Below are 25,101 nucleotides of genomic sequence, written 5' to 3'. Positions count from 1 at the left end.
GCGCGTGCGTGCGGGCCTCATCAGATGGCGAAGACGGAAAGAGGGGCGTCGGCCGCGGACGCGCGAGCGACGACGAATTCTGCAAAAGCCTCGGCCGGCAGCGGTCGGCTGAACAGGAAGCCCTGCACGGCACGACAGCCCTGGCGGCGCAGGAAGGCCAGCTGGCCCTCGGTCTCGACGCCCTCAGCCAGCGTCTGCAGGCCCAGGGCGCCGGCCATGCGGATGACGGCGTCGACGATGGCGCGGTCTTCCGCGTCGTCGGTCAGGTCGCGCACGAAGGACTGGTCGATCTTGAGCTTGCCGACGCGGAAGCGCTTCAGGTAGCTCAGCGAGGAATGGCCCGTACCGAAGTCGTCGATGGACAGCCCCACGCCCCGCGCGTGCAGCTCGTTCATCACGGCAATGGCCATGGCCGGGTCGTCCATCGCGGCGCCTTCGGTCAACTCCAGCTCCAGCCGCTCGGCGGGCATGCCCACGGCGTCCAGCACGCGGCTCACCAGCTCGGGCAGGTCGTCATGGCGGAACTGCACGGCCGACAGGTTGACCGCCATGGTCAGCGCCGGCAGGCCGGCGGCGTCCCAGCGGCGCAGCTGCAGCAGCGCCTCGCGCAGCACCCACTCGCCGATGGGCAGGATCAGCCCCGACGACTCGGCAATCGGAATGAACTCGGCCGGCGACACCCAGCCCAGCTCGGGGTGATGCCAGCGCAGCAGCGCTTCGGCGCCGACGACGCGGCTCTGGCCGTCGTCATCCAGTGCGAACTGCGGCTGGTAGTGCAGGCTGAGCTGGCGGCGCTCCAGCGCGCGGCGCAGGCCGTTCTCCAGCTGCAGCGCGCGGGCCGACTGGGCCTGCATCTCGCTCGTGAAGAAGCGGTAGGCGTTGCGGCCGTCCCGCTTGGCGCGGTACATGGCCGCGTCGGCGCACTTGCACAGCGCGTCGAAGTCGTCGCCATCGGTCGGGAACATCGCGATGCCCATCGACGGCGTGACGGTCAGCTCCTGCCCCTCCACCTGGAAGGGCGCGCTGGCCAGCGCCATCAGCTTGGTGGCGAGGTGGGCAGCGCCGGCAATGTCGGTCAGCGGCAGCACCAGCACGAACTCGTCGCCACCCATGCGGGCCACGGTGTCCTGCTCGCGCACGGCGCCGCGCAGGCGGGCGGCGAGCTGCGTCAGCAGGCTGTCGCCGACGCGGTGGCCCAGCGAGTCGTTGACGTTCTTGAAGTGGTCCAGGTCCAGGAACAGCACGGCCAGCGGCTCGTCGCTGCGGCGGGCGATGTCGATGGCCTGCGTGGCGCGGTCGGCCAGCAGGTGGCGGTTGGGCAGGCCGGTCAGGCCGTCAAACAGCGCCAGCCGCTCGGCGCGGGCCTCGGCCGCCTGCTGTTCGGCGATCTTGAGTTGCAGCGCGGCGACGGTCTGGCTGAGCTGCTCGGTGCGCTGCGCCACCAGCGCCTCCAGCTGCGCCTTGGCCTGCACCAGCTCCTGCTCGGCCTGCTTGCGGGCCGTGATGTCCTGCGTGATCCAGATGGAGCCGCGCGACAGGTCGCTGCGGTCGATCGCCTTGCTGCGCACCTCGCACCAGACGGGCGTGCCGTCCTTGCGGCCCAGCAGCATCTCGGCATGGAAGGACTCGCCGCGTGCCAGCGGCGCGTAGCAGAGGTCGCCCGCCGCTTTCCATTCCTCGTCGCTGAGGTACCAGGCGCGCGACAGCTGCCCGTCCAGCTCGCCCGGCGCGTAGCCGAACAGCTGCTCGAAGGCATGGTTGCAGCGCGTCACGCGCCGGCCGCGCAGGTAGACGATGCCCACCATCGCGTGGTCGAAGATGAGCTGCTGCTCGGCGTGCAGGTCGGCCAGCGCGGCGTCGGCCAACTTGCGCTCGTGGATGTCGTCGACGATCCAGATCGAGCCGTCAGCCGGGTCGTCGGGGTTGATGAGGCGGCCGGTCAGGTGCGCCCAGAACAGCTCACCGTTCTGGCGCCGCATCAGCTGTTCGCTGCGGAAGGTCTCGCCCGTGGCCAGCAGCGGGTAGGCGCGCCGGCCCAGGCTGCGCGCCTCGTCCTCGCTCTCGTAGAGCTCCACGCTGCTGCGCCCCGTGGCCGCCTCGGGGCTGGCGAAGCCGTAGATCTCGGCATAGCGCTGATTGCAGCGCACCAGCGTGCGCGCCTTCACGAACACCACGCCCACACCCGCGTTGGCGAGGATGACATCCAACTCCCGCAGAGCCTGGCTCAGCGCGGGGTTGTCGCGGGTGTCGGGCGCGGGGCTCATGGTGATCTAGCGGGCGGTGCAGGTCGGGCGATGGCGTGGGGAGCGGAGCATGACCGGTTATTGTCCGGCCCCATGCCCATCCTCCAGACTGAACGCCTCGCGCTGCGTGAATTCACACCGCTTGATGCGCCCTTCCTGCTGCGCCTGGTCAACGAGCCCGGCTGGCTGCGCAACATCAACGATCCCGGCGTGCGCAGCGAGCAGGACGCGCTGGCCTGGGCCGAAGGCCGGCTGTTCAAGGGCTACCGTGAACAGGGCCACGGTTTCTGGGCCATGGAGCGCCTGGCGGACGGCGCGCTGGTGGGCATGTGCGGCCTGTTCCGGCGGCCCACGCTGCCGGAGCCCGACATCGGCTACGCGCTGCTGGCCGCGCACGAGGGCCAGGGCTATGCGCTGGAAGCCGCACGCGGCTGCGTGGCCCATGCGCGCGACGTGTTCCGCTGGCCTGCGCTGATGGCCATCACCGCGCTGGACAACCCGCGCAGCGTGGGCCTGCTGGGCAAGCTGGGCTTCGTCGAGCAGGCCCAGCAGCAGATCGAGGGCTACAGCGAGCCCTCGCGGGTGTTCCGGCTCGCCTTGGCCTGACGCGTCAGACGCGCTTGGCCAGGTCTTGCGCGAGGCCGGTGTAGCTGCCCGGCGTCATCTTCAGCAGGCGGGCCTTCTCGGCCTTGGGCAGGTCCAGGCCTTCGATGAAGGCGCGGATGGATTCCTGCGTGATGGCCTTGCCGCGCGTCAGCTCCTTGAGCTGCTCGTACGGGTTGGGCAGGCCGAAGCGGCGCATCACGGTCTGGATGGGCTCGGCCAGAACTTCCCAGGCGGCGTCGAGGTCGTCAGCCAGCGCGGCCTCGTTCACTTCCAGCTTGCCCAGGCCCTTGGCCAGCGAGTCGTAGCCCAGCAGCGCGTAGCCCAGGCCCACGCCCATGTTGCGCAGCACGGTGGAGTCGGTCAGGTCACGCTGCCAGCGGCTCACCGGCAGCTTCTGGCTCAGGTGCGTTAGCACGGCGCTGGCCAGGCCGAAGTTGCCCTCGGCGTTCTCGAAGTCGATGGGGTTGACCTTGTGCGGCATCGTCGAGCTGCCGATCTCGCCCGCCTTGGTCTTCTGCTTGAAGTAGCCCAGCGAGATGTAGCCCCACACGTCACGCGCCCAGTCGATCAGGATGGTGTTGGCGCGCGTGAACGCATCGAACAGCTCGGCCATGTAGTCGTGCGGTTCGATCTGGATGGTGTACGGGTTGAACGTCAGCTTCAGCTGCTTCTCGATGACAGCCTTGGAGAAGGCTTCCCAGTCGTGGCGGGGCCAGGCCGACAGGTGGGCGTTGAAGTTGCCCACCGCGCCGTTCATCTTGGCCAGCGGCTTGACCGCGGCGATGCGCGCGCGGGCCGTCTGCAGGCGGGCCACGACGTTGGCGATCTCCTTGCCCACGGTCGTCGGGCTGGCCGTCTGGCCATGCGTGCGGCTCAGCATCGGGATGCCGGCGAACTGGTGGGCCATGCCGCGCAGCTTCTCGATGATGCCGTCCAGCGCCGGCAGCATCACCTCGTCGCGTGCGGCCTTCAGCATCAGCGCGTGGCTGGTGTTGTTGATGTCCTCACTGGTGCAGGCGAAGTGCACGAACTCGCCGGCGGCTTCCAGCTCGGCGTGGCCCTCGAAGCTGCGCTTGATCCAGTACTCCACGGCCTTCACGTCGTGGTTGGTGGTGCGCTCGATGGCCTTGATCTCTTCGGCATCGGCCTCGCTGAACTTCTTCACCAGGCGGCGCAGGCGGCTGCGCGCAGCGCTGCTCAGCGGCTTGAATTCCTTGAAGCCGGCATCGCTGAGCGCGATGAACCACTCCACCTCCACCTGCACGCGGCGGTGCATCAGGCCGAACTCGGACAGCAGCGGGCGCAGGGCCGCGACCTTGGCGGCGTAGCGGCCGTCCAGCGGCGAAAGGGCGCTGATGGCGGAGTAGTCGGTCGTGGTCATGGCGGGCCAGGCTGGTCGTGGAAAACCCGCGATTCTAGTTTTTGGGCGCTGACGCGGCTTCGGCCTTGAAGAAGGCGATGCGCTCGTCGTCGGCGGGATGCGAGCTGAACGCGATGGCAAACGCGCTGCCCGACTGATCGCCATACGCCTCGCGAATGCGCTCGAAGAACACGGCGATGCGGGCGGGATCCACGCCGCCACGCTGCGCCATGTCACGCGCAAACGCATCGGCCTCGCGTTCATGGTCGCGCCGGTAGCCATTGGTGGCCAGCAGCACGGGCAGGCCGTTCAGAAAGCTGGAGAAATCGCCCAGCCACAGCGATGTGGCCGCCGTCACGACGCTGGCACGGATCAGCGTGCGCAGGCCGTGACGATGCTGCAGGTGGCCCACCTCGTGGGCGAGGATGGTCAGCACGGCATCCGGCTCATCCTTCAACAGCGCGATCAGCTCGTCGGTGATGCACATCTGCCCGCCCACCAGCGCAAACGCATTGGGGCCCAGCGTGGCGCTCGTGCGGCGGAAGTGCAGCTGGATGTGCTCCGGCACATCCATGCCCGAGGCTCGCGCCTGGGCCAGTAGGCGCTCGAACCGGCCGCGCCAGGCCGCCTGCTCGGCCGCGCTGAGCTGGCTGGGCCGCAGCCACTGCTTGTCGACGAAGGCCATGAACTCCTCGCCGACCGGCTGCTCGACGCTCCGCGGGATGCGCTTGACGAGCTCGTCGCTGGCCCACGGCAGGCCCCAGCGCCAGCCGGCCGCGAACAACGCGCTGATGAACACCAGCGCCATCACCGCGAGTGGCCAGCTCAGCTGCCAGCGCTCAACGAGGCCGGGCCGCTGGCCGGTGGCGTCGGCCCAGGCGTCAAAGGCCGCGGCGTCCGGGAAGCTCAGCACGCCGCCACCGGGCAACACCATCAGACGCTGGCCGTGCCGCATGCGCTCGGGCCACTGCACGCGGTGCAGCGGCAGGCACTGGTCAGCAAAGTGCAGCTGCCCCTCTCGCAGGCTCACGCTCACGGGCCGGGCCTGGCCGTGCTGGCCATCAAACCAATGGGCTTGGACAGATGCCGCCATGTCAGAGCCCCACATCCATGCCAAAGAAATCGCCCGCCACGTCGCCCGACGCGTCGGTGTGGCGGCCGGCACGCGTGGCCGCCCACGTGGACGGCTCGGCCGTGGTGCTGATGCGCAGGGCCTGCAGCCGCAGGCGCGTGGCAGCCATCACCGCAAACGGCCGGTAAAAGCCCAAGGTGAGCACGATGAGCACCCAGTTCTTCAGCGACAGCGTCATGTAGCCGTTCAACGCGCTGTGGAACTGCAGCGAGCCGCTGCGGGTGTTGCCCCACACCAGGTTCTGAAGGCGCGAGGCGTAATAGGTGAGCAGGCCGCCCGCACCAAACAAGTAGATCAAGCCCATGCCGGCAAGGCCGAAGTACTGGCCATTGCCCTTGGCATCGATGCGCCCGGTGAAGGCGATGGCCAGCAAGCTGCCGAACACGACCGACAGAAAGACCGCGCTCAACAACAGCCCCACGCCGAGCAGCACCGTCTTCAGGCCGATGAAGTACACCGAGCGCGTGTGCAGCCGGATCTCGCTGCGCTCGCCCGCGATGCGGTAGCCCCGGTGCTGGTAGCGCTTGATCAGCGCGGTGGACCACGGCGCCATCAGGCCCAGCACCAACAGCGTCACGCCGAACCAGAATTCGCTGTTGACGCCCGGATCGCCGCTCGGCCCCTGGCTGTCAGGCACCAGCGCCGTCAGCACCGCCGCCGGGATGTAGACGGGCAGGTGGGCCAGGTAAGCGCCGACGAGCGAGCCCTCGAAGCCCATGCGCAGTCCGCGCCAGCTGGTGTTGCCGAGCCGGAACTGCATGGCGGCCCGCCACAGCGCCGGCCACACCGCGCACAGCAGGATGAACGACCCCAACGCCGCTGCCGGCGACAACTCGCTGGCCACCGTGTAGGCCACCAGCAGCACGGCCAGCAGCACGAAGCCGCGGAACATCCGCCAGGCATCGCCATGGAAGGCAAGCGCCTCGCCGTCGATGAACGTGTTGGCGTAGACGTAGCGGATGCGCCGCAGCTTGGCGAAGGGCAGGTACAGCCCGCAGCTCAAGAGGATGAGCAGCAGGTTCACCGCCCAGATGCGGAAGTACTCGCTGCCCGAGCCGGTGAAGCGGATATCGAGGACACGCCCCCCGGGATCGGGCGACGCGGCGGCCGCAACGGCGGCGTCTGACATGAATGCGAACTCCCTGATGTAGCGGCCAGCGTCTGCAGCGCTGATCCGGCGCGCACTGTGCCCGTCGCGTCCGCGCTGGGCAATCCCTGCTTTCCACCAGCGTGTCGGGCCGGCCCGACAGGACTTTTTCACGGGCAGGCCCCCAGGGGGCGCTGGCTAGAATCGTTTCGACTTGTGACCCCCGTATTTGCCCTATGACCGCGATGAAGTTGATCGGTTCGCTCACCAGCCCATTCGTGCGCAAGGTGCGCATCGTGATGGCCGAGAAGAAGCTCGACTACCAGCTGGTGCTGGAAGACGTCTGGGGCAGCGACGCGATCCTGAAGATGAACCCGCTGGGCAAGGTGCCCTGCCTGGTCATGGAAGGGCAGGACTCCATCACCGGCGCAGTGTTCGACTCGCGCGTCATCGTCGAGTACGTGGACACGCTGTCGCCCGTGGGCAAGCTCATCCCCGAGCGGGGCCGCGAGCGCTGCGAGGTGCGCACCTGGGAGGCGCTGGCCGACGGCATCATGGACGCCGCCATCCTCGTGCGCCTGGAGCGCACCTGGGCCCACCGCACGCCGGAGCAGCGCAGCCAGGCCTGGATAGACCGCCACCTCGGCAAGGTGAACGCGGCGCTGGCCGCGATGAGCCAGGGCCTGGGCGACAAGGCCTGGTGCTCGGGCAACCATTTCTCGCTGGCCGACATCTCGGTGGGCTGCGCGCTGGGCTGGCTGGAGTTCCGCTTCCCGGAGATCGCCTGGCGCGAGACCCACCCCAACCTGGCGCGCCACATGGACAAGCTGTCGCAGCGCCAGAGTTTCATGGATACCCCCCCGACGGTCTGAGGGCCGCCCCCCCAGGGGGCGCTGCCAGTGGCCCGGCAACGCCGGCTCCACGGCAGCCGCTCAATCAAGTGCGGCGCTGCGCGCGCACGCCAGGGTCAGGCAATCTGCAGCTCGCGGGAGCGCACGTGCAGCAGGCGCACCAGGCGCCAGATGCGTGCCTCGATCTCGGCCACCTGCAGCCGCCACAGCGTGGCGATCTCCGCCATCAACAAGCCCTGGGCCAACAGCGTCAGCAGATGGCGGCTGGCCTGGTCGATCTGGCGGCCGGCGGGCGTGGTGTCCAGCGCGGCGGCGCTCTGGCGCGCCATCACCAGCGGGCTGCGCTCGATGCCGAACGCGGCCAGCGCCTGGCGTGACAGCTGCGGGCTGAGCATGGCGCGGCGGTCGTGCAGCCGGGTGAGCGCCTCCACCAGCCCGGCGCCGCTGCCGTCGTCCACGTGGTACGCGTTGGCCCCGGCGCTCAAGGCGGCGAACAGCTGCAGGTCGTCGGCGGTGGGCGCGAGCAGCAGCAGCTGCGGCCGCACCGGCAGCCGGCCCAGCTCATGGGCCACGCGCATGGCGTGGCTGTCCACCAGGCGCAGGTCGCTGGCGACGATGTCGGGCGCCAGCGTGTGCAGCTCGTCCAGCGCGTCCGTCAGCGTCGAGCTGCTGCCGGCCAACTCCACGCCACTGACGCGCAGCAGTTGCGAGCGCGTGCGCTGCAGGCTGAGTTCGTTCAGGCGGAGAAGGTAGACGGTGGGCATGGGCGCGGCTGGAAAACGCCGCGCATTGTGCGTGCTTTGCGCACCGCCTCCCTAGTTCGTAGCCCCCACCCCCCGCAACCGGGAGGTTGCCGAGGCGGCGCAGCCATCACGCGCCGCGCTGGATCTGGCCTTGAGGCGCGAAGCTGTGCGCGCTGGCCATCGGCCAGTAGATTTTGAGGGTCGCGTACGGCAACTCGCCGCGCAGCAAGGCGCCGCGCTCGACGAAGGGCAGCAGGTGGGCCAGCAGCCGCACCTCGTGCTTGCCCATCCGGTGCACGATGTGCTGGGCCGTGATCTCCTGCGGGTGGGACAGCCCGGCGGCCTCCACCAATTCCTTCAGCGCCTTCAAGGTGTTCTGGTGGAAGTTGGCGACGCGCTGCGCCTTGTCGGGCACGACGATGGCGCGCTGGCGGTGCGGGTCCTGCGTGGTGACGCCGGTGGGGCAATGGCCGGTGTGGCAGGCCTGTGCCTGGATGCAGCCCAGCGCGAACATGAAGCCGCGCGCCGAGTTGCACCAGTCGGCACCCAGCGCCATCAGGCGCACGATGTCGAACGCGGTGGTGACCTTGCCGGCGCAGCCGATCTTGATCTTGTCGCGCAGGTCCAGGCCCACCAGCGTGTTGTGGATCAGCAGCAGGCCTTCCTGCAGCGGCGCGCCGACGTAGTTGGTGAACTCCAGCGGTGCGGCGCCCGTGCCGCCCTCGGCGCCGTCGACGACGATGAAGTCCGGCGTGATGCCGGTCTCCAGCATGGCCTTGCAGACCGCAAACCACTCCCAGGGGTGGCCGACACAGAGCTTGAAGCCCGTGGGCTTGCCGCCGGACAGCGTGCGCAGCTGCTCGATGAACTGCATCATCTCCACCGGCGTGGAGAACGCGCTGTGGCGGGCCGGCGAAATGCAGTCCACACCCACCGGCACGCCGCGCGTGGCGGCAATCTCGGGCGTCACCTTGGGGCCAGGCAGCACGCCGCCATGGCCCGGCTTGGCGCCCTGGCTGAGCTTGAGCTCGATCATCTTGACCTGCGGATCGCTGGCCGCGGCCGCGAACTTCTCGGGGCTGAACGAACCGTCGTCGTTGCGGCAGCCGAAATAGCCCGAGCCGATCTCCCAGATCAGGTCGCCACCGTGCTCGCGGTGATAGCTGCTGATGGAGCCCTCGCCGGTGTCATGTGCAAAGCCACCCTGCTTGGCGCCTTTGTTGAGCGCCAGCACGGCGTTGGCCGACAGCGCGCCGAAGCTCATCGCGGAGATGTTGAACACACTGGCCGAGTAGGGCTGCGCGCGGCCGGCCCCGATGGTGATACGGAAGTCGTGGCTGCTGAGGTGGGTGGGCGCCAGTGAGTGGTTGATCCACTCGTAGCCCGTGGCGCTGGTGTCCAGCTGCGTGCCGAACGGCCGCTGATCGGGGTCGCCCTTGGCACGCTGGTAGACGATGGAGCGCTGCGCGCGCGAGAAAGGCGCCGCCTCGTTGTCGCCCTCCAGGAAGTACTGGCGGATCTCGGGGCGGATGAACTCCAGCAGGAAGCGCAGGTGGCCGATGACGGGGTAGTTGCGCAGGATGGAGCGCTTGGTCTGGCGCATGTCGCGCAGGCCCAGCAGCGTCAGGCCCAGAAACACCAACACCAACACGCCTTCGGCCACGCCGCCATCCCAGCCGATGGCCAAGCCCAGCGCCAGCAGGCCGCACAGTACCCAGGTCAGGTAGCGCAGCGGGAAATGCTGATTCAGTCGTCTCAACCAACCTGGCCAAGCAAGCATGGGGCGATCCTCACAGCCGTGACGATCGGAGCTTAAGCGCCTGGCCCTCACAATCGGCGCGCGTCAACCCTGCGGATCCGCGTCAATGAAGACCTTGTTCTCGAAACTTGGCTGGCTGTTCACCACGGCCTGGTGGCTGCTCAACGGCACGCGCCGGGCGTTGATGAACCTGGTGGTGCTGGTGCTGCTCATCGTGCTGGTGATGGCGCTGCTGAACCGCGGCCCCAAGCCGCTGGCCGACAAGACCACGCTGGTGCTCAAGCTCGACGGCAACCTGGTCGAGCAGTCCTCGGCCAGCGCGCGCGAACAGCTCATGGCCCAGGCCCGCGGCCAGAGCGTGCCGCGCCAGACCCGGCTGCGCGACGTGCTGGCCGCGCTGGATGCCGCCGCCCGCGACGACAAGATCAGCACGCTGCTGCTGGACGTCGACAGCTTCAACGCCGCCGGCCTGGCCGGACTGCGCGAGGTGACATCGGCACTGCAGCGCTTCAAGGCCAGCGGCAAGCCGGTGCTGGCCTATGGCGACAGCTACAGCCAGCGCGGCTATGCGCTGGCCGCCCAGGCCGATGAGGTCTACCTGCACCCCATGGGCATGGTGATGCTGGAAGGCTTCGGCCGCGCGCGCCTGTACTACAAGGGCGCGCTGGACCGCCTGGGCATCACGCCCCACGTCATCAAGGCCGGCACCTACAAGAGCTTCGGCGAGGTCTACACCGCCACCGGCCCCAGCCCCGAAACGCTGGAGGCCGACGGGCTGGTCTACCACGCGCTGTGGCAGGACTTCACCAGCAGCATCGAGAAGGCCCGCAAGCTGGAGGCCGGCCGCATCACGCGCGACATCGAGCAGGCGCCGCAGCTGCTGGCCGCCGTGAAGGGCGACACCGCGCAGATGGCGCTGAAGGCCGGGCTGGTGGACGGCCTGAAGACGCGCGACGAAATGCGCGCGCTGCTGGTGGCCAAGGGCGCGGCGGACGCCGAGAGCAAGTCCTTCCGCCAGGTGTCGCTCGCGCACTACCTGGCCCACGTGAAGGCCGCCCCGGCGCCCAACGCGGTGCAGCCGGGCCTGGGCATCGTGGTGGCCGAGGGCGAGATCGTGGACGGCAGCACCGGCCCGGGCCGGGTCGGCGGCGACTCCACCGCGCGCCTGATCCGCAAGGCCCGCGAGGACGACGCCATCAAGGCCGTCGTGCTGCGCGTGAACTCCCCCGGCGGCAGCGCCTTCGCGTCCGAAATCATCCGCCGCGAGCTGGAGCTGACCCGCGCCGCCGGCAAGCCCGTGGTCGTGTCCATGGGCGACGTGGCAGCCTCGGGCGGCTACTGGATCTCCACGGCCAGCGATGCCGTCATCGCCGATGCCGGCACCCTCACCGGCAGCATCGGCGTGTTCAGCATGCTGCCCACGGCCGAGGGCCTGCTGCAGAAGCTGTCGCTGAACACCGGCGGCGTGCGCACCACCTGGCTGGCCGGCGGCCACGACGTGCGCCGCCCGCTGGACCCGCGGCTGCAGGCCGCCATGCAGGCCAGCATCGACCACACCTACGCCCGCTTCACCGGCCTGGCCGCCGCGGCGCGCAAGACCACGCCCGAGAAGATCGACGCCGTGGCCCAGGGCCGCGTCTGGACCGGCGCCCAGGCCAAGGAGCGCGGCCTGCTTGACCGGCTGGGCAGCCTGGACGACGCCGTGCAGGCGGCCGCCAAGCTGGCCAAGCTCGACGTGAAGGCGGGCGAGAAACCCCGCATCGTCTATGTGGAACCCGACCTCAGCCGCAGCGAGCGCCTGCTCGCGTCGCTGGGCGACGTCATCGCGCCGCCGCTGGTGCAGGCCCTGGCACCGGCGCTGGGGCTGGACGCGCTGCCCGCCCCGGTCGCCGAGGAACTGGCCGCCCTGCGGGAACTGGCCCGCGTGTCGGCCAACGGCCGGCTGGAGCGCGCGGCGGCGGTGCACTGCCTGTGCGGGGCGCCCTGAGCCAGGGCGCCTGTCGCGGCCCGGCGGGCCGCGGCGGTCAGTACACCGGGTCCGGCAGCCCTTCCTTGGCCACCACGCGCTGCGTCGCCGGCCGGTCGAACACGCGCTTGAGGTAGGCGCCCAGCGCCGGGCGCGTCTTGGCCGGCTTGGCCTGCATGCGCGTCCAGCGGCACAGCATGAAGGCCAGCGGGTCCACCGCCGTGTACTCGGCACCCAGGAACCAGTCGCCGCCGTGGCGCGCGAGGTGGGCGTCCATCTGGTCCAGCATCGGCGCCACCTGCGCCTCGGCACGGGCCTTCACCTCGGCGGCGTCGGTCGCCATGCGGTCGGGGTAGAAGTAGTGGATCAGCATGGCCTGCAGCGTGTTGGTCAGCCACACCATCCACTTGTAGTACTCGGCGCGCGCGGCCGTGCCGGGTGCGGGCGCGAAGCCGGGGTGGCGGTCCGCCAGGTGCATCAGGATGGCGGCCGTCTCGTACAGCACCAGGTCGCCGTCCACCAGCGTCGGGATCAGGCCGTTGGGGTTGAGCTTCAGGTAGGCCGGTGACTTGTGCTCGTTGTTGGCACGGTCCACCACGCGCAGCGTGAACGGGACGCCCATTTCTTCGAGCAGGATGTGCGGCGCAAAGCTCGCATTGCTGGGGAAGTAGTGCAGTTCGATCATGCGGGCACTTTACGCGGCACAGCCCGCCTCGGGCCGCGCGGCACCGGCGCGGTAGCGCACCGCCGTCATCTCGGCCAGGATGGACAGCGCGATCTCCGGCGGCGTGCGCGCGCCAATGTCCAGGCCCACGGGGCCGTGCAGGCGGTCCAGCTGCGCGGCGCTCAGGTCGAAGTGCTCGGCCAACCGCGCGCGGCGCTTAGCCTGGTTCACGCGCGAGCCGATGGCGCCCACGTAGAAGGCCGGGCTGCGCAGCGCCTCCATCAGCGCGAGGTCGTCCAGCTTGGGGTCGTGCGTGAGTGCCACGATGGCCGTGGCGCCATCGGGGCGGAAGGCCATGACGACGTCGTCCGGCATGTCCCGCGTCAGCGCCACGCCGTCCAGCGCAAAGCCGTCGGCGTACTCGGCGCGCGGGTCGCACACGGTCACGCCGTAGCCCAGCGCCAGCGCCATCTGCGCCAGGTAGTCGGTCATCTGGCCGGCGCCGATCACCAGCAGCCGCCACTGCGGGCCGTGGTGGCTGATGAGCTGTGCCGCGCTGAGCACCAGCGTGTCGGCGCCCGGTTCGGCAGGGGCCAGCGTGGCGGCGCCGGTGGCCAGGTCCAGCGTGCGGCGCACGCGCTCGCCGCGCGCCAGGCAGGCCAGCAAGGCCGGCAGGCCGGTGGCCGGGCCCACGGGCTCCAGCAGCAACTCCAGCGTGCCACCACAGGGCAGGCCGAAGCGGCGCGCTTCCTCAGCGCCCACGCCATAGCGCAGCGGCGTGGGCCGCGCCAGTTGCAGGCTGCCGGCGCGCAGCTGGGCGATGAGGTCGTCCTCGATGCAGCCGCCCGATACCGAGCCGGCGATCAACCCGTCGTCACGCACCGCCACCAGCGAGCCCACCGGCCGTGGCGCCGAGCCCCAGGTGCGCGTGATCGTGCCCAGCACCACGCCGCGCCCCTCGGCCTGCCAGCCGGCAGCCGTGCGCAGCACGCCGAGATCGAGGTTGTCCATCAGCCGCCTGCCCGTCGAAAAGCGCGCAGCGTAAACGCCCCGCCCGCTGGCCGCGCCGTCAGGGGTATTGCTTCAGCGTCGCGGTGTTGCTGCCGCCCCGGCATCGCGCCGGGTCACCGGCGTCGTTGATGACGCGCTCGATGCTGCCCTTGTCCACCAGGCACACGGTGATCATGTGCTCGAAGCGCACGCCAGGGTGCCGGGGCGCCTCGATGGCGCGGTCCAGCACGACGTCGGGCTGCAGGAACACGCTGTACACGCCCAGGCCCCAGGCCTGGTGGCGCGTCACCGTGTCGGCCACCTTGTACGACGCAAAGCCCCGGCCGCCGGCCGCATTGGTCCACTGCGGCTGGGTGGGCGGGTCGTACGGGATCTCGGACTGGTAGAAGTAGACGCGCCCGCCATTGCCCCGCCACACCACCTGCTCCTGCTGGAAGTGCTCGACGAAGAGGCCGTAGATGGTCACGTCCTCGCCGTCCACCACCAGCCCGTGGGCCGATGGGTTCAGCGTCCAGCTGACGCCCTCGCCGTGGTCGGCACGCCAGATCCAGGTGTGGTCCACCAGCGTGTCGTGCGCGTGGATGCGCAGCGCCGTGTGCACCTGGCCGGCGGCCGCGCCGCCGACGCGGAAGAACAGGTCGTGCAGCACCGTCGGGTCCGCCCGGTGGCGGCGCAGGCTGCCCGGCGTGCCCACGGCCATCAGCACGCCCGAGTCCTGCGCGCCCGCGTCCAGGAACAGGCCGGCCACGGTGAGCCCGCTGACGTCCGCCGTCTTCAGCAGCGGCGCGCCGTTGTCCGAGCGCAGCGTGGGGAAGCCGATGCCCAGCACCACCGTGCCCGGGCGGGTCACGTGCAGCGTGTCGGTGAGCAGGTATTCGCCCGGTGTGAACAGCAGGTGCTTGCCGGCCGCCAGCTGGGCGTTCAGCGCGGCGGCCGTGTCGCCAGGCCGGGCGATGTGGAAGCGCGCGATGGGCAGCGTGCGGCCCGCCGTGAACTGGCCGTTGGCCCAGGACACGCCGACGCTGTCCCGCCGCAGCGACGGCACGCGCACCGCATAGCTGCCGTCCCGGTCGATGAACAGGAAGGGCTTCTCGCGCACCAGCGGCGTCTTGGCGATCTTGGTGAAGCGCTGGCCCGGCGTCGGGAACTCGCCGGCCGGCGGCTGCTTCACGCCGACGAACACCATGTTCCAGTTGGAGCCCGTCCAGCCCGCCCATTCGCTGTTGCGCGACAGCCATTGCTGCTGCGTGGCCGAGTTGACCTGGCCGTCCACCCGCACATCCGAGAACCAGCCGCCGCTGGACCAGCCATTCTTCTGGTTCAGCCGGATGTTGCCGCGCACATGCATGCGCCGGAACGGGATGGCCTGCGACACCGCCCACTGCATGGTGTTGTCGCCGATGCCCAGCGTCGGCGTGACCGCGAAGTTCTCGGCGCCGCGCCAGAAGTTCTGCGTCGCGTTGTCGTTGTCCAGGAAGGCTGTGGAGCGCAGGTCGCCCACCACGTGCACATCGCCCGGGTGGCGGCCCAGGCCCAGCACCTGCGTGTAGAAGCCCACCGGGATGCGCAGGTTCTCGTAGGTGCCCGGCATCAACAGGATGGCGTCGCGGCGCGGGCCGAAATGGTTGGGCTGCTGCGCGGCGTAGATGGCGTCGATGCGCTGCTGCAGGCCCGGCGTGGACGGCTGCAGCACGTGCACGTTCGGGCCGAAGTCCGGCGGGTCGGGCCGGGCCAGGGCCTGGGCCGGCAACGCCAGCGCGGCAGCCGCCAGCAGCGCGGTCAGGGTGGCGGCAGGGGCGCGCGAGCGCGCGGCGTCGTCATCGTCGATGTTGCGGGGCATGTCTCGTCCTCGCCAGCGGCCTGGCTGTCGTTGTGCAAGCCGCCATCGCGGCAGGGTTGGAACCGATTCCAGCCCTGCGATTGGATCACAGCTCGCCGCTCAGCGGCGCCAGCGCCTCGGCGATCTCGGCCACGCCGGCCGGCCGCACGACGCGGGCCACCTCGCGGCCATCGCGCAGCATCACCAGCGTGGGCCACAGCTTCACGCCGAAAGAACGGCCCAGCGGCCGGCCGCGGCCGTCCTCCACCTTCAGGTGCCGCAGCGCCGGGTGCGCCGCCAGCGCCTGCGTGATGGCTGGCTGCGCAGCGGCACAGATGCCGCACCAGTTGGCGCCGAACTCGATGACGGTGGGGCCGGTCAGTGCGTCGACCTCGGCGCGGCTGGGTTGCTCCTCGCTGTAGCGGGTGGGGCTCATGGTCGTGTTCTCCTCGGGCCAGTGTCGCGCAAGGGAGCCTCCTAGAATCCCGCCCCTTTTGCGCAGCACCCGGTCGTCATGGACATCGTCGTCAACGAAGAACTCAAGGCCTACATCGACCCGCTGACGCCCGAGGAGGACGAGGCGCTGGAGCGCAGCCTGCTGGCCGAGGGCTGCCGTGACGCGCTGGTGCTGTGGGGCAATGTGCTGGTGGACGGCCACAACCGCTACCGCCTCTGCACCAAGCACGGCCTGCCCTTCCAGACGGTGCAGAACCCGCGCTTCAAGTCCCTGGAAGACGTGCACCTGTGGATGATCGACCAGCACCTGGGCCGGCGCAGCATCTCCGACTTCCAGCGCGGCGTGCTGGCGCTGCGCAAGCGCGAGATCGTGGCCGAGCGGCGCGCCCGCAGCGCGGCCGCCGAGGCAGCCGCGGTGGAGGCCGTCGAAGCCGTGGCGGCGCCGGAGGTGCTCGAATCGCGCGAGGCCCTGGCCAAGGCGGCCCGCGTCAGCAGCAACCAGATGGTGCTGATCGAGAAGATCCAGAAGCAGGCGGCGCCCGAGCTGGTGGCGGCGGTGAAGGCGGGCACGGTGTCCATCAACGCGGCTGCGGCCGTTGCCACGCTGCCGGTGCAGGAGCAGGCCGCGGCCGCCGCAGCCGGTGCCGATGAGCTCAAGCAGGCCGCCAAGCGCGTGCGCGAGGCCAAACGCCGGGCATCCGTGCGCGTTGAAGAACCCGAGACCGCCGAGGCCACGGCCCCGGCCGACAGCCTGGCCGACGCCCCGGCGGCGGCGGCCACGGACGCGCCCAACGCGTCAAACGCGGAAAACGCGCCGGACACGCTGGACGCGCTGCGTCAGCGCGTTGCCGCGCTGGAGGCCGAGAACGCCGCGCTGCGGGCCCAGCTGGCGGCGCTGCAGGCGGGCTGAGGCCCCCGCCTAAAATCCGCGCAACCGTTTGACGGGCCTGCCTGCCGCAGGCCCGTTGCTTTTGTGCCCGCCATGCCCTCGCCCGCTCACCGACTGCCGCACATCGACCTGCTGAAGTTCCTGGCCGCCCAGGTCATCGTGCTGCATCACCTCGTCAGCTACGGCCCCATCGCCGATGCCGCGCACGAGGCGCTGCCGCAGCTGGCGCGGGCGCTGCAGCATTACGGCCGCATGGCCGTGCAGGTGTTCCTGGTCGTGGGCGGCTACCTGACGGCGCGCGCGCTGTCGCCCTTGGGTGGCCCGCTGCAGGCGCCGCTGCCGCGCCTGCTGTGGCGGCGCTACCTGCGCCTGGCGCTGCCCTTCCTGACCGCGCTGGCGTTCACGCTGGGCGCCGGGCTGCTGGTGGAGCGCCACGTGCCCGAGCTGGTGCCGGCCGACATCGCCCCGGGCCAGCTGGCCGCGCATGCGCTGCTGCTGCAGGACGTGCTGGGCTTCGAGTCGCTGACCGTGGGCGCCTGGTACGTGGCCATGGACCTGCAGCTGTTCGCCAGCCTGGCGCTGCTGCTGTGGCTGACCCGCCGCGCCGGGCGGCTGGCCGGGCCGCTGCTGGTGGCCGTGCTGACGCTGGCCTCGGCCTTCGTCTTCAACCTCGACCCCGCGCTGGACATCTGGGCGCCCTACTTCTTCGCCGCCTACGGCCTGGGCGCGCTGGTGCACTGGCTGGGGCTGGCCCGGCACGGGCGCGCGGGGCTGGCGCTGCTGGCCATGGCGCTGGTCGTGGCGCTGGCGCTGGACTGGCGTGACCGCCTCGCGCTCGCGCTGGGCACGGCCCTGTGGCTGGCCTGGGCGCAATCCCGCCTCGCGCAGGGCCGCCCGCTGCTGCCGGCGCGCTGGGCCGGGGCGCTGGCGGCGGCGGCCCAGCCGTCGTACGCGCTGTTCCTGCTGCATTTCGCCGTGCTGCTGCTGGCCAACGCGCTGCTGTCCCGGCTGCCCGACGCCAGCGCCGAGGCCGGCCTGACGATTGGCATCGCCGCCTGGGCGCTGTCGAATGCGCTGGCCCTGCCCTTCTACCGCTGGGTCGAGGCGCCCGCCGGCCGTCTCGACCCGCTGGCCTGGCTGCCCCGCCCCCGCTGGATCTGACCGCCCATGACCCGCACGCCGACCGACCCCAGTGAAACTCGCCAGGCGCTGCAACGCTTGGCGGCCCGCACGCTGGTGTGGATCGTCGTCACCGTCGGCTCGGCCGCGGCCCTGATCGGCGGCACCGAGACGCTGGCCGGCCTGCGCCACGGCTGGGCCAGCCAACGCCTGCTGGTGGGCCTGGCGCTGCTGGCCGTCGGCGGCGTGGCGGCGCTGGCCTACCGCGCCGGCCGGCCGCGCGTGGCCACCACCATCGTGCTGGCGGGCACGATGGTCAGCCTCGTCGCGCATGCCGCCCACACGGGGCTGGGCGTGCACACCCTCATCCTCGCGGCGGGCGGGCTGCTGATCGCGCTGGGCGGCGGCGTTGCCGGCAATGGCGCGGCTTTCGCGCTGGCGGGCGTGTATCTCGCGGCCATCACCGGCCTGGCCTCGGCCGAGGCCCAGGGCCTGCTGCCAGGGCTGCGCACGCCGGTGCTGCCCAACCTGGCCGACCGCATGCTGGCGCACCTGCTGCTGACGGTGGCCGGCGTGTCGTCCGCGCTGATGCTCAACCGCATCCTTGGCGCCGCGCTGGCCCGCGCCATTGACGAGGAAGCGCGCCTGGCCCGCCTCGTGCAGGCCGCCAACAACTGGGCCTGGGAGGCGGACGAGCAGTTCCGCGTCACCGCGCTGTCCGACGAGTTCGAGACCCTGTCCGGCCATCGCCGCGAGGACTTCCTGAAGATCGGCCACGAGGGCGGCGCCGTGCTGGTGCGCGACGCCGACTACCACGCGCTGCTGGAAGACATCCGCGCCCGCCGCCCCTACCGCGACCGCGTCAACGGCTTCCGCACGCCCGACGGCCGGCTGCTGTGGACGCTGACCTCCGGCGAGCCCGTGTTCGACGCCGCCGGCCGGCACATCGGCTGGCGCGGCGTCAGCCACAACATCACCGGCGAGCGGCTGCTGCTGCAGCAGCACCAGCGCACCGCCAACATGCTGGACCAGCTGCTGCGCGCCAGCCCCGACGCGATCTGCGTGGCCAGCAACGTGGACGGCCGCATCCGCTTCGCCAACTCCGGCTTCTGCGCATTGACCGGCCGCACGCGTGACGAGCTCATCGGCCGCTCGGCCCACCAGCTGGGCCTGTGGCCCGACGAGCGCGAGGCGCAGCGCCTGGCCGCCACGCTGGATGCCCACGGCATCGTGCGCGACTTCCGCTCCGCCATCCTCGTGCACGGCCAGTGGCGCGACCTGCTGCTGTCCGCCGCCACGATGGACTGGGACGGCGAGCCCGCCACCATGATGATCGGCCGCGACGTCACCGAGCGCGAACGCGCCCGCATCGAGGCCGACGCGCTGCTGGACCACGCCAGCGTGGGCATCGCGCTGGCGCGCGGCGCACAGTTCGAGCGCGTGAACCGGCACTGGCAGGAGATCTTCGGCGGGCCGGCGCCGCAGCTGCCGGCGGCAACACTCGCGGCCGGCGAGACCCGCCCCTTCGAGCTGGACTTCCAGCGCCCCGGCGGCGACCTCGTCACCGTGCGGCTGACGGCGCGCGGCCTGCCGCCGCTGTCGGGCCGCGTCGAGGGCGCGGACGACCGCGCCACGCTGTGGGTGGCCGAGGACGTCACCGAGCCGCGCCGCCAGCAGCACGAACTGCAGCACGCCAAGCAGCAGGCCGAAGCCGCCAGCCACGCCAAGAGCGCCTTCCTGGCCACCATGAGCCACGAGATCCGCACGCCGCTCAACGGCGTGCTGGGCCTGGCCCGGCTGCTGCAGGGCGCGCCCGAGGACCCGCACCGCGACAAGTACCTGGCCCACCTCGTCAGCGCCGCCGAGTCGCTCAACGAGATCGTCTCCAACGTGCTGGACCTGTCCAAGATCGAGGCCGGCCACCTGGAGCTGGAGCGCATCGAGTTCGACCTGCACGCGCTGGCCCGCGCCAGCTTCGAGGGCTGCGCCGCGCTGGGCCGCGAGCGCGGGCTGGAGATGCAGATCGACCTGCACGCCAGCCTGCCCCGGCTGGTGCTGGGCGACCCGGTGCGCGTGCGGCAGATCCTCGCCAACTTCCTCGTCAACGCGCTCAAGTTCACCGAGCGCGGCCACATCCGGCTCAGCCTCGCGCCGGCCGGCCCGGATCGCGTGCGCCTGTCCGTCACCGACAGCGGCGTTGGCGTGCCGCCCGAGCTGCAGCCGCGGCTGTTCCGCCCGTTCGCGCAGGCCGACGACTCCACCACGCGGCGCTTCGGCGGCACCGGCCTGGGCCTGTCCATCTGCCGCGAGCTGGCCGCGCGCATGGACGGCCATGTCGGCGTGGACAGCGACGGCCGCCACGGCTCCACCTTCTGGGCCAACCTGGCGCTGCCGCGCTCGCTCACGGTGGACGACACCGCCGCGCGGCTGCGCATCCCCATCCCGCAGCGCCAGCCGCTGGCCGGCCAGCGCCTGCTGGTGGCCGAGGACAACCCGGTCAACCGCCTCATCATCGCGGCGCTGCTGCAGCGCCTGGGCGCCGAGGTCGTGGAGGCCGAGGACGGCGAGCAGGCCGTGCAGCTGGCCCGCGAGCAGGCCGGCCGGCTGGACGGCGTGCTGATGGACCTGCACATGCCCAAGGTCGACGGCCTCAAGGCCACCGCGCTGCTGCGCAGCGACCCGGCCACCGCCACCCTGCCCATCCACGCCTTCACCGCCGCCGTGCTGGACCAGGAGCGCCAGGCCGCGCTGGCCGCCGGCATGAACGGCTTCATCACCAAGCCCGTGGCCGAGGACGAGGTGATCCGCGTGCTCGGCCAGGCCTGACCCCGCGCCCTGCCCCCGCCATGCTGCCCATCGTCCTCATCGACCGCACCGACGGCCTGAGCCCCACGCCCGACCGCCCGCGCCCCGACCGCCTCGTCGCCGGCAACCCGCTGCGCCACACCTGGGTGATGCACGAAGCCGGCCCCATGACGGCCGGCGTGTGGGCATGCGAGCCGGGCCGCTGGCGCATCGTGTTCCCGGCCACGCGGCAGGAGTACTTCCACGTGCTGAGCGGCCGCGTGCGGCTGCACGGCCCCGCGGGCGCCACCGACATCGGCCCCGGTCAGGGCGGCGTCATCCCGCCGGGCTTCGAGGGCGAGTCCGAGGTGCTGGAGGCGGTGCGCAAGCAGTTCGTGCTGGTGGACACGGCCACCTGACGAGGGCTCAGCAGTCCCGCTTGCGGTTCATGTCGGCCAAGGTCTTTCCGGGCTCGTCGCGGAAGGTCTGGGGCAGCACCTCCAGCGTCTCGATGCGGTCCACGCGGAAGCTGCGGAAGTCCTCGCGCAGCTCGCACCAGGCCGCCAGCGTCCACACCGGCCCCCAGAACAAACAGGCCAGCGGTCGCACCACGCGCTCGCTGCGCACGCCGCCCAGGTCCAGGTAGCCCAACTGCAGCTTGCTGCGCGACTCGGTGGCCTCGCGCAGCGCGGTCAGGTGGGCGCTGGTGGCCGGGTCCAGCGCGGGCAGCGGCGCATACAGCGCCAGGCTCTCGGCGGCGGCGCGCGCGTCCAGCGGCAGCACCGCGAGGATCTTGCTCAGCGCGTTCTCGGCCTGCCGCGCCAGCGCTGCGTCCAGCCGCGACTCCGCCATGCGCACCGTGGCCACCAGCGCCTGCGCCTCCTGCTTGCTGAACATCAGCGGCGGCAGGTCGAAGCCCATGCGCATGCGGTAGCCCACACCGGCCTCGCCCTCGATGGGCACGCCCTGCGCGGCTAGCGCCGCGATGTCGCGGTAGACGGTGCGCATGGACACCTCCAGCCGCTGGGCCAGGTAGTCCGCCGTCGTCAGGCGGCGGCCGCGGATGAGCTGGACGATCTGGAAGAGGCGGTCGGCGCGGCGCATGGGCAGGGATTCTGTGTCAGGGGTTGAACGCCGCCGTGGGCTCGGCATGCGTCTTGCAAAAGACGGTGTCCACGACAACGAAGTCGAGAGCACCATGGCCATCTACGCCTCCTCCAACGCCCGCGGCACCCAGCGGGTCGATGTGGTGTCACTGGGCGCCATCAGCGCCCTGCAGTCCTGCACGGCCCCGGGCCAGCTGCACATCGCCAGCGGCACCGGCCCCGCGCCTGGGCGCGCCCTCCCCAAGGCTGTGCACGCCACGGCCCGGCAGGCGCGCCACCCGGCCGGCGGCTGAGCGGCCCGCCGCTCAGCGGGGCGCCAGCCCCATCGCGTCCAGCCGCAGCAGCACCTCGGTGCGGCGCTCGCGCGCGATGGCGCGCCAGTCGCGGTCTTCCTGCGCGCCCAGCAGCGCATAGAGCAGGTTGCGCCCGGCCCCGGGCCACTGCGCGTGCACGGCGGCATAGACCTCGAACGCATCGCGCTCGCGCAGCTGGGCCGGCGTTGTGATGCCCAGCGCCGCCAGCTGCGCGCGGCTGCGCGGCCCCAGGCCGCGCCAGCCCGGCGCGCTCACGCCATCGCCGTGCACAGCTCCACCAGCGTGCCGTCGGGGCAGCGCACATAGGCCACCGTCTGGCCCCAGGGCTTGGTGACGGGCGCCGCCAGCGCCTGCGCACCGGCCGCCACGGCGCGCTCGAACGCGGCCGGCACATCCGCCACGGTGAAGCCGATCTCCATGCCCAGCGGCCGGGCGCTGGCGTCGGCGGCCACGTAGTCGTGCTGCACGCTGTCGCGCGCGGTGGCGTGGTCCACGAACGCGAGCTTGGTGCCACTGGCGCCGGTGTCCACCTCGCCATAGGCGCCGCTCTCGTGCAGGAAGCGCGCCGGCAGGCCGAAGGCGCGCTCGAAGAAGGCCAGCGAGGCGGCCACATCGGCCACGTAGACAAGGGTGTAGGCGAAGTTCATGTGCAGGGCTCCCGTGTTGAAGGCCTGCATGCTGCAGCGCCCGCCTGACACCGCGTGTCAGCAGGCCGGCGCGCGCAGGTACTCGTTGTCGAACTCGGTCTGCGCCACCCGCACAAAGCCGTGGCGTGCGTAGAAGCGATTGGAATCACTCTCCCGCAGCGCACCCACCCGCACCGGCAGGCCTGCCGCCTCGGCCTCGGCGAACACCCAGGCCAACACCGCCGCGCCCACGCCGCGGCCCTGGTGCTGCGGGTGGATGTAGAGGTGGGCCAGGCGCAGGTGATCGGCCTCCCGCCGCAGCACCACGCAGCCGACGCGCTCGCCGGCCCAGCCGACATGCCAGGTGTGCGCCGCCACAAAGCCGTCCAGCAGCCGCTGCCGCGCCCGCTGCGGGTCGAAGCGCCCGACGCGCACGAGGCTGTCGCGCATCGCGGCCACGCGCAGCTCGGCCAGGGCCGGGCCATCGGCGTCCTGCGCCGGGGTGAGGTGCAGGGCGGAAACGGGGTTGCTCATCGCGTCAGCGCGCACGCGGCGCCCGGCTTTGCAGCCAGTACGCCAAGGCCACGATGCCATAGACGGCAGTCATGCCGGCGAACAGCACGGCCAGGCCCTGCACCCCCAGCGCGCCATGCGCCCAGGCATGCAGCCACGCCCATCGGCCGGTGAACGGGGGCAGCGCGGGCTGCAGCGCCTCCACGACGGCCCCCATCGCGGCACAAGCCGCCAGGCCCAGCCACACCAGCGCCTTTTCCTTGGGCGTGAAAGAGCGCTTCCAGTGCGGGTGGTTGGGCTCGTGGCGCGTGATTTTCATGGGCGTAGAGGTTGGCGATGAGCGTTACTGTTCAGTAGCGTACTGATACCAGAAGGAATTAAACAGGGCGACGAAATCTCGTGTGCGACGTTTCATGTTCGATGGCCAATAGGTGCTGGCTAGACGGGAGCCGTCTGCATATGACCTAACCCGCTATTCAAAGCGTTTGATGCTCGATCACTATGCCGACAAAACATCGGAGAAAGCGGAGCCGGCAACGCCAGGTCAAAAGTCACCTTGCAAACCAGCGCCCACAAGCAAATCCCCCTCACCCCGCCAACACCTGCCCCACCGCCCTTGCCCACTGCGCCAACCGCACCCCGGCCTCGTCCCGCGACATGCGGGGTTCGAAGGCGCGGTCCAGTTGCCAGAGGCTGCCCATCTCCTCGGGTGAGCCGTAAACACCCGCCCCCAGCCCCGCCAGCAGCGCTGCGCCCAGCGCGGTGGTCTCGATGACGCGGGGGCGCAGCACGGGCAGGCCCAGCAGGTCGGCCTGGAACTGCATCAGCAGGTCGTTGGCCGACGCGCCGCCGTCCACGCGCAGCTCGGTCAGCGCGGCGCCGTCGTTCTGCATGGCCTGCAGCAGTTCGGCGCTCTGGAAGGCGATGCTTTCCACCGCCGCGCGGGCGATGTGGGCGCGGCCGCTGCCGCGCGTGAGGCCGACGATGGCGCCGCGTGCGTCGGCCCGCCAGTGCGGCGCACCCAGGCCGGCGAAGGCCGGCACCAGCATCACGCCGCCGCTGTCGGGCACGCTCTCGGCCAGCGCCTGCACCTCGGCGCTGCTGCGGATGAGCCCCAGCCCGTCGCGCAGCCACTGCACCACGGCGCCGCCCACGAACACGCTGCCTTCCAGCGCGTACTGCGCCTGCCCGCCCAGCTGCGCGGCACGCGTGGTGAGCAGGCCGTGCGTGGAGGCGTGCGCCTGGGCGCCGGTGTGCATCAGCAGGAAGCAGCCGGTGCCGTAAGTGTTCTTGGCCTGGCCGGGCCGCAGCGCGGCCTGACCGAACAGCGCGGCCTGCTGGTCACCCGCGATGCCGGTGATGGGCGCGCCGAACTCGGCCGCCACCCCGAACGCTGCCGCCGACGGCCGCACCTCGGGCAGCAGCGCGCGCGGGATGCCGAACAGGCCCAGCAGCTCGTCGCTCCAGTCGCCGCGGTGGATGTCGAACAGCAGCGTGCGTGAGGCGTTGCTGACGTCGGTGGCATGCACGGCGCCGCCGCTCAGCTGCCACAGCAGCCAGCTGTCCACGGTGCCAAAGGCGAGTTCACCGCGCTCGGCGCGGGCGCGGGCGCCGGGCAGGTGGTCCAGCAGCCAGCGCAGCTTGGTGGCGGAGAAGTAAGGGTCCAGCACCAGGCCGGTGAGTGCGCGCACGCGGGGCTCGTGGCCTTGCTGCTTGAGTTCGTCACAGAACGCGGCGGTGCGGCGGTCTTGCCAGACGAGGGCGTGATGCAGCGGCTGGCCGGTCTGGCGGTCCCACAGCACGACGGTCTCGCGCTGGTTGGTGATGCCGATGGCGGCAATCGGCACGCCGGCCCGGGCCACGGCCTCCTGCGCGCAGGCGCGCTGGCCGGCCCAGATCTCGGTGGCGTCGTGCTCCACCCAGCCGGGCTGGGGGAAGTGCTGCGTCAGCTCGCGCTGCGCGACGGCGAGGATGCGGCCGTCACGGCCGAAGACCACGGCGCGTGAGCTCGAAGTTCCCTGGTCCAGCGCGAGCAGAGCGTCCATGGCTTGGC

The 25,101-nt window shown here is 71.3% G+C and carries 24 protein-coding genes; 8 read left to right on the top strand and 16 right to left on the bottom strand.

All coding sequences use genetic code 11. The features are described from left to right. Positions 1-20: 20 nt before the first annotated feature. A complete protein-coding gene (locus NYO99_RS13630) occupies positions 21-2,264 on the bottom strand; it encodes a putative bifunctional diguanylate cyclase/phosphodiesterase (RefSeq protein WP_268167760.1) in 2,244 nt (747 codons plus the stop codon). Between the two features lie 72 nt (positions 2,265-2,336). Between NYO99_RS13630 and NYO99_RS13625 the strand changes: the two genes are divergently transcribed. Next, the gene (locus NYO99_RS13625) at positions 2,337-2,849 is read left to right on the top strand and encodes a GNAT family N-acetyltransferase (protein WP_268167759.1); all 513 of its coding nucleotides are present in this window, start codon (positions 2,337-2,339) and stop codon (positions 2,847-2,849) included. A gap of 4 nt (positions 2,850-2,853) precedes the next feature. On the opposite strand, the gene purB is transcribed toward NYO99_RS13625, so the two are convergent. From purB to NYO99_RS13610, 3 genes are read right to left on the bottom strand one after another with little or no spacing between them, the layout of a single operon-like run. Next, positions 2,854-4,230 carry an adenylosuccinate lyase gene (gene purB, locus NYO99_RS13620; RefSeq protein ID WP_268167758.1) on the bottom strand — a complete coding sequence of 459 codons (1,377 nt, stop codon included), beginning with the start codon at positions 4,228-4,230 and terminating at the stop codon, positions 2,854-2,856. Between the two features lie 34 nt (positions 4,231-4,264). Further along, positions 4,265-5,302, bottom strand: coding sequence for a M48 family metallopeptidase (locus tag NYO99_RS13615; protein ID WP_268167757.1), 1,038 nt, complete (start codon positions 5,300-5,302; stop codon positions 4,265-4,267). 1 nt (position 5,303) lies between these two features. Then, positions 5,304-6,470 (bottom strand): YjgN family protein, encoded by a 1,167-nt coding sequence (locus tag NYO99_RS13610; protein ID WP_268167756.1) that lies wholly within the window; start codon positions 6,468-6,470, stop codon positions 5,304-5,306. Positions 6,471-6,673: 203 nt separating this feature from the next. Between NYO99_RS13610 and NYO99_RS13605 the strand changes: the two genes are divergently transcribed. Next, complete coding sequence (locus NYO99_RS13605) at positions 6,674-7,300, top strand: glutathione S-transferase family protein (protein WP_268167755.1); 627 nt, start codon at positions 6,674-6,676, stop codon at positions 7,298-7,300. Positions 7,301-7,395: 95 nt separating this feature from the next. Here the strand turns inward: NYO99_RS13605 and NYO99_RS13600 are convergent, their stop codons facing one another. Together NYO99_RS13600 and NYO99_RS13595 are read right to left on the bottom strand one after the other, a co-directional pair. Further along, entirely contained in the window at positions 7,396-8,043 is a 648-nt protein-coding gene (locus NYO99_RS13600; RefSeq protein ID WP_268167754.1) for a response regulator, read from the bottom strand. A 106-nt stretch (positions 8,044-8,149) separates the two neighbouring features. After that, positions 8,150-9,802 (bottom strand): FMN-binding glutamate synthase family protein, encoded by a 1,653-nt coding sequence (locus NYO99_RS13595; protein ID WP_268167753.1) that lies wholly within the window; start codon positions 9,800-9,802, stop codon positions 8,150-8,152. 85 nt (positions 9,803-9,887) lie between these two features. Between NYO99_RS13595 and sppA the strand changes: the two genes are divergently transcribed. Continuing rightward, on the top strand, positions 9,888-11,768 hold the full coding sequence (gene sppA / locus NYO99_RS13590) for a signal peptide peptidase SppA (RefSeq protein WP_268167752.1): 1,881 nt from the start codon (positions 9,888-9,890) through the stop codon (positions 11,766-11,768). Positions 11,769-11,805: 37 nt separating this feature from the next. On the opposite strand, the gene NYO99_RS13585 is transcribed toward sppA, so the two are convergent. The 4 genes from NYO99_RS13585 to NYO99_RS13570 form a co-directional block, all read right to left on the bottom strand. Then, entirely contained in the window at positions 11,806-12,432 is a 627-nt protein-coding gene (locus tag NYO99_RS13585; protein ID WP_268167751.1) for a glutathione S-transferase family protein, read from the bottom strand. A 9-nt stretch (positions 12,433-12,441) separates the two neighbouring features. After that, complete coding sequence (locus tag NYO99_RS13580; RefSeq protein ID WP_268167750.1) at positions 12,442-13,422, bottom strand: XdhC family protein; 981 nt, start codon at positions 13,420-13,422, stop codon at positions 12,442-12,444. A gap of 58 nt (positions 13,423-13,480) precedes the next feature. Further along, on the bottom strand, positions 13,481-15,262 hold the full coding sequence (locus NYO99_RS13575) for a hypothetical protein (protein WP_268167749.1): 1,782 nt from the start codon (positions 15,260-15,262) through the stop codon (positions 13,481-13,483). An 85-nt stretch (positions 15,263-15,347) separates the two neighbouring features. After that, entirely contained in the window at positions 15,348-15,677 is a 330-nt protein-coding gene (locus tag NYO99_RS13570) for a thioredoxin family protein (protein WP_268167748.1), read from the bottom strand. A 78-nt stretch (positions 15,678-15,755) separates the two neighbouring features. Between NYO99_RS13570 and NYO99_RS13565 the strand changes: the two genes are divergently transcribed. The 4 genes from NYO99_RS13565 to NYO99_RS13550 all read left to right on the top strand — a co-directional run bounded on the left by NYO99_RS13565 (position 15,756) and on the right by NYO99_RS13550 (position 20,908). Then, positions 15,756-16,607, top strand: coding sequence for a ParB N-terminal domain-containing protein (locus NYO99_RS13565; protein WP_268167747.1), 852 nt, complete (start codon positions 15,756-15,758; stop codon positions 16,605-16,607). 72 nt (positions 16,608-16,679) lie between these two features. Beyond that, complete coding sequence (locus NYO99_RS13560) at positions 16,680-17,747, top strand: acyltransferase family protein (protein ID WP_268167746.1); 1,068 nt, start codon at positions 16,680-16,682, stop codon at positions 17,745-17,747. A gap of 6 nt (positions 17,748-17,753) precedes the next feature. Then, the gene (locus tag NYO99_RS13555; protein WP_268167745.1) at positions 17,754-20,531 is read left to right on the top strand and encodes a PAS domain-containing hybrid sensor histidine kinase/response regulator; all 2,778 of its coding nucleotides are present in this window, start codon (positions 17,754-17,756) and stop codon (positions 20,529-20,531) included. Positions 20,532-20,551: 20 nt separating this feature from the next. Continuing rightward, entirely contained in the window at positions 20,552-20,908 is a 357-nt protein-coding gene (locus NYO99_RS13550) for a cupin domain-containing protein (protein ID WP_268167744.1), read from the top strand. Between the two features lie 7 nt (positions 20,909-20,915). Here NYO99_RS13550 and NYO99_RS13545 read toward each other — a convergent pair whose 3' ends face one another. Next, positions 20,916-21,593, bottom strand: coding sequence for a helix-turn-helix transcriptional regulator (locus NYO99_RS13545; RefSeq protein WP_268167743.1), 678 nt, complete (start codon positions 21,591-21,593; stop codon positions 20,916-20,918). Positions 21,594-21,687: 94 nt separating this feature from the next. On the opposite strand from NYO99_RS13545, the gene NYO99_RS13540 reads away from it, so the two are divergent. After that, positions 21,688-21,888 carry a hypothetical protein gene (locus NYO99_RS13540; RefSeq protein ID WP_268167742.1) on the top strand — a complete coding sequence of 67 codons (201 nt, stop codon included), beginning with the start codon at positions 21,688-21,690 and terminating at the stop codon, positions 21,886-21,888. A 12-nt stretch (positions 21,889-21,900) separates the two neighbouring features. Here NYO99_RS13540 and NYO99_RS13535 read toward each other — a convergent pair whose 3' ends face one another. From NYO99_RS13535 to glpK, 5 genes are all read right to left on the bottom strand, one after another. Next, the gene (locus NYO99_RS13535) at positions 21,901-22,164 is read right to left on the bottom strand and encodes a TfoX/Sxy family DNA transformation protein (RefSeq protein ID WP_268167741.1); all 264 of its coding nucleotides are present in this window, start codon (positions 22,162-22,164) and stop codon (positions 21,901-21,903) included. After that, positions 22,161-22,556, bottom strand: coding sequence for a VOC family protein (locus tag NYO99_RS13530; RefSeq protein ID WP_268167740.1), 396 nt, complete (start codon positions 22,554-22,556; stop codon positions 22,161-22,163). Before NYO99_RS13530 ends, NYO99_RS13535 begins: the two co-directional genes overlap by 4 nt. A gap of 57 nt (positions 22,557-22,613) precedes the next feature. Further along, complete coding sequence (locus NYO99_RS13525) at positions 22,614-23,069, bottom strand: GNAT family N-acetyltransferase (protein ID WP_268167739.1); 456 nt, start codon at positions 23,067-23,069, stop codon at positions 22,614-22,616. 4 nt (positions 23,070-23,073) lie between these two features. Continuing rightward, positions 23,074-23,367: a hypothetical protein gene (locus tag NYO99_RS13520; protein ID WP_268167738.1), complete on the bottom strand. Its 294-nt coding sequence runs from the start codon at positions 23,365-23,367 to the stop codon at positions 23,074-23,076. A 268-nt stretch (positions 23,368-23,635) separates the two neighbouring features. Further along, on the bottom strand, positions 23,636-25,093 hold the full coding sequence (glpK, locus tag NYO99_RS13515; RefSeq protein ID WP_268167737.1) for a glycerol kinase GlpK: 1,458 nt from the start codon (positions 25,091-25,093) through the stop codon (positions 23,636-23,638). Between the last annotated feature and the right edge of the window lie 8 nt (positions 25,094-25,101).

Origin of the sequence: Roseateles hydrophilus, assembly GCF_026712245.1 — a bacterium.
Classification (GTDB): Bacteria; Pseudomonadota; Gammaproteobacteria; order Burkholderiales; family Burkholderiaceae_C; genus Pelomonas; species Pelomonas hydrophilus.
Note: the sequence above shows the minus strand (reverse complement) of the source record. Positions and strands in the feature narration are given on the sequence as shown.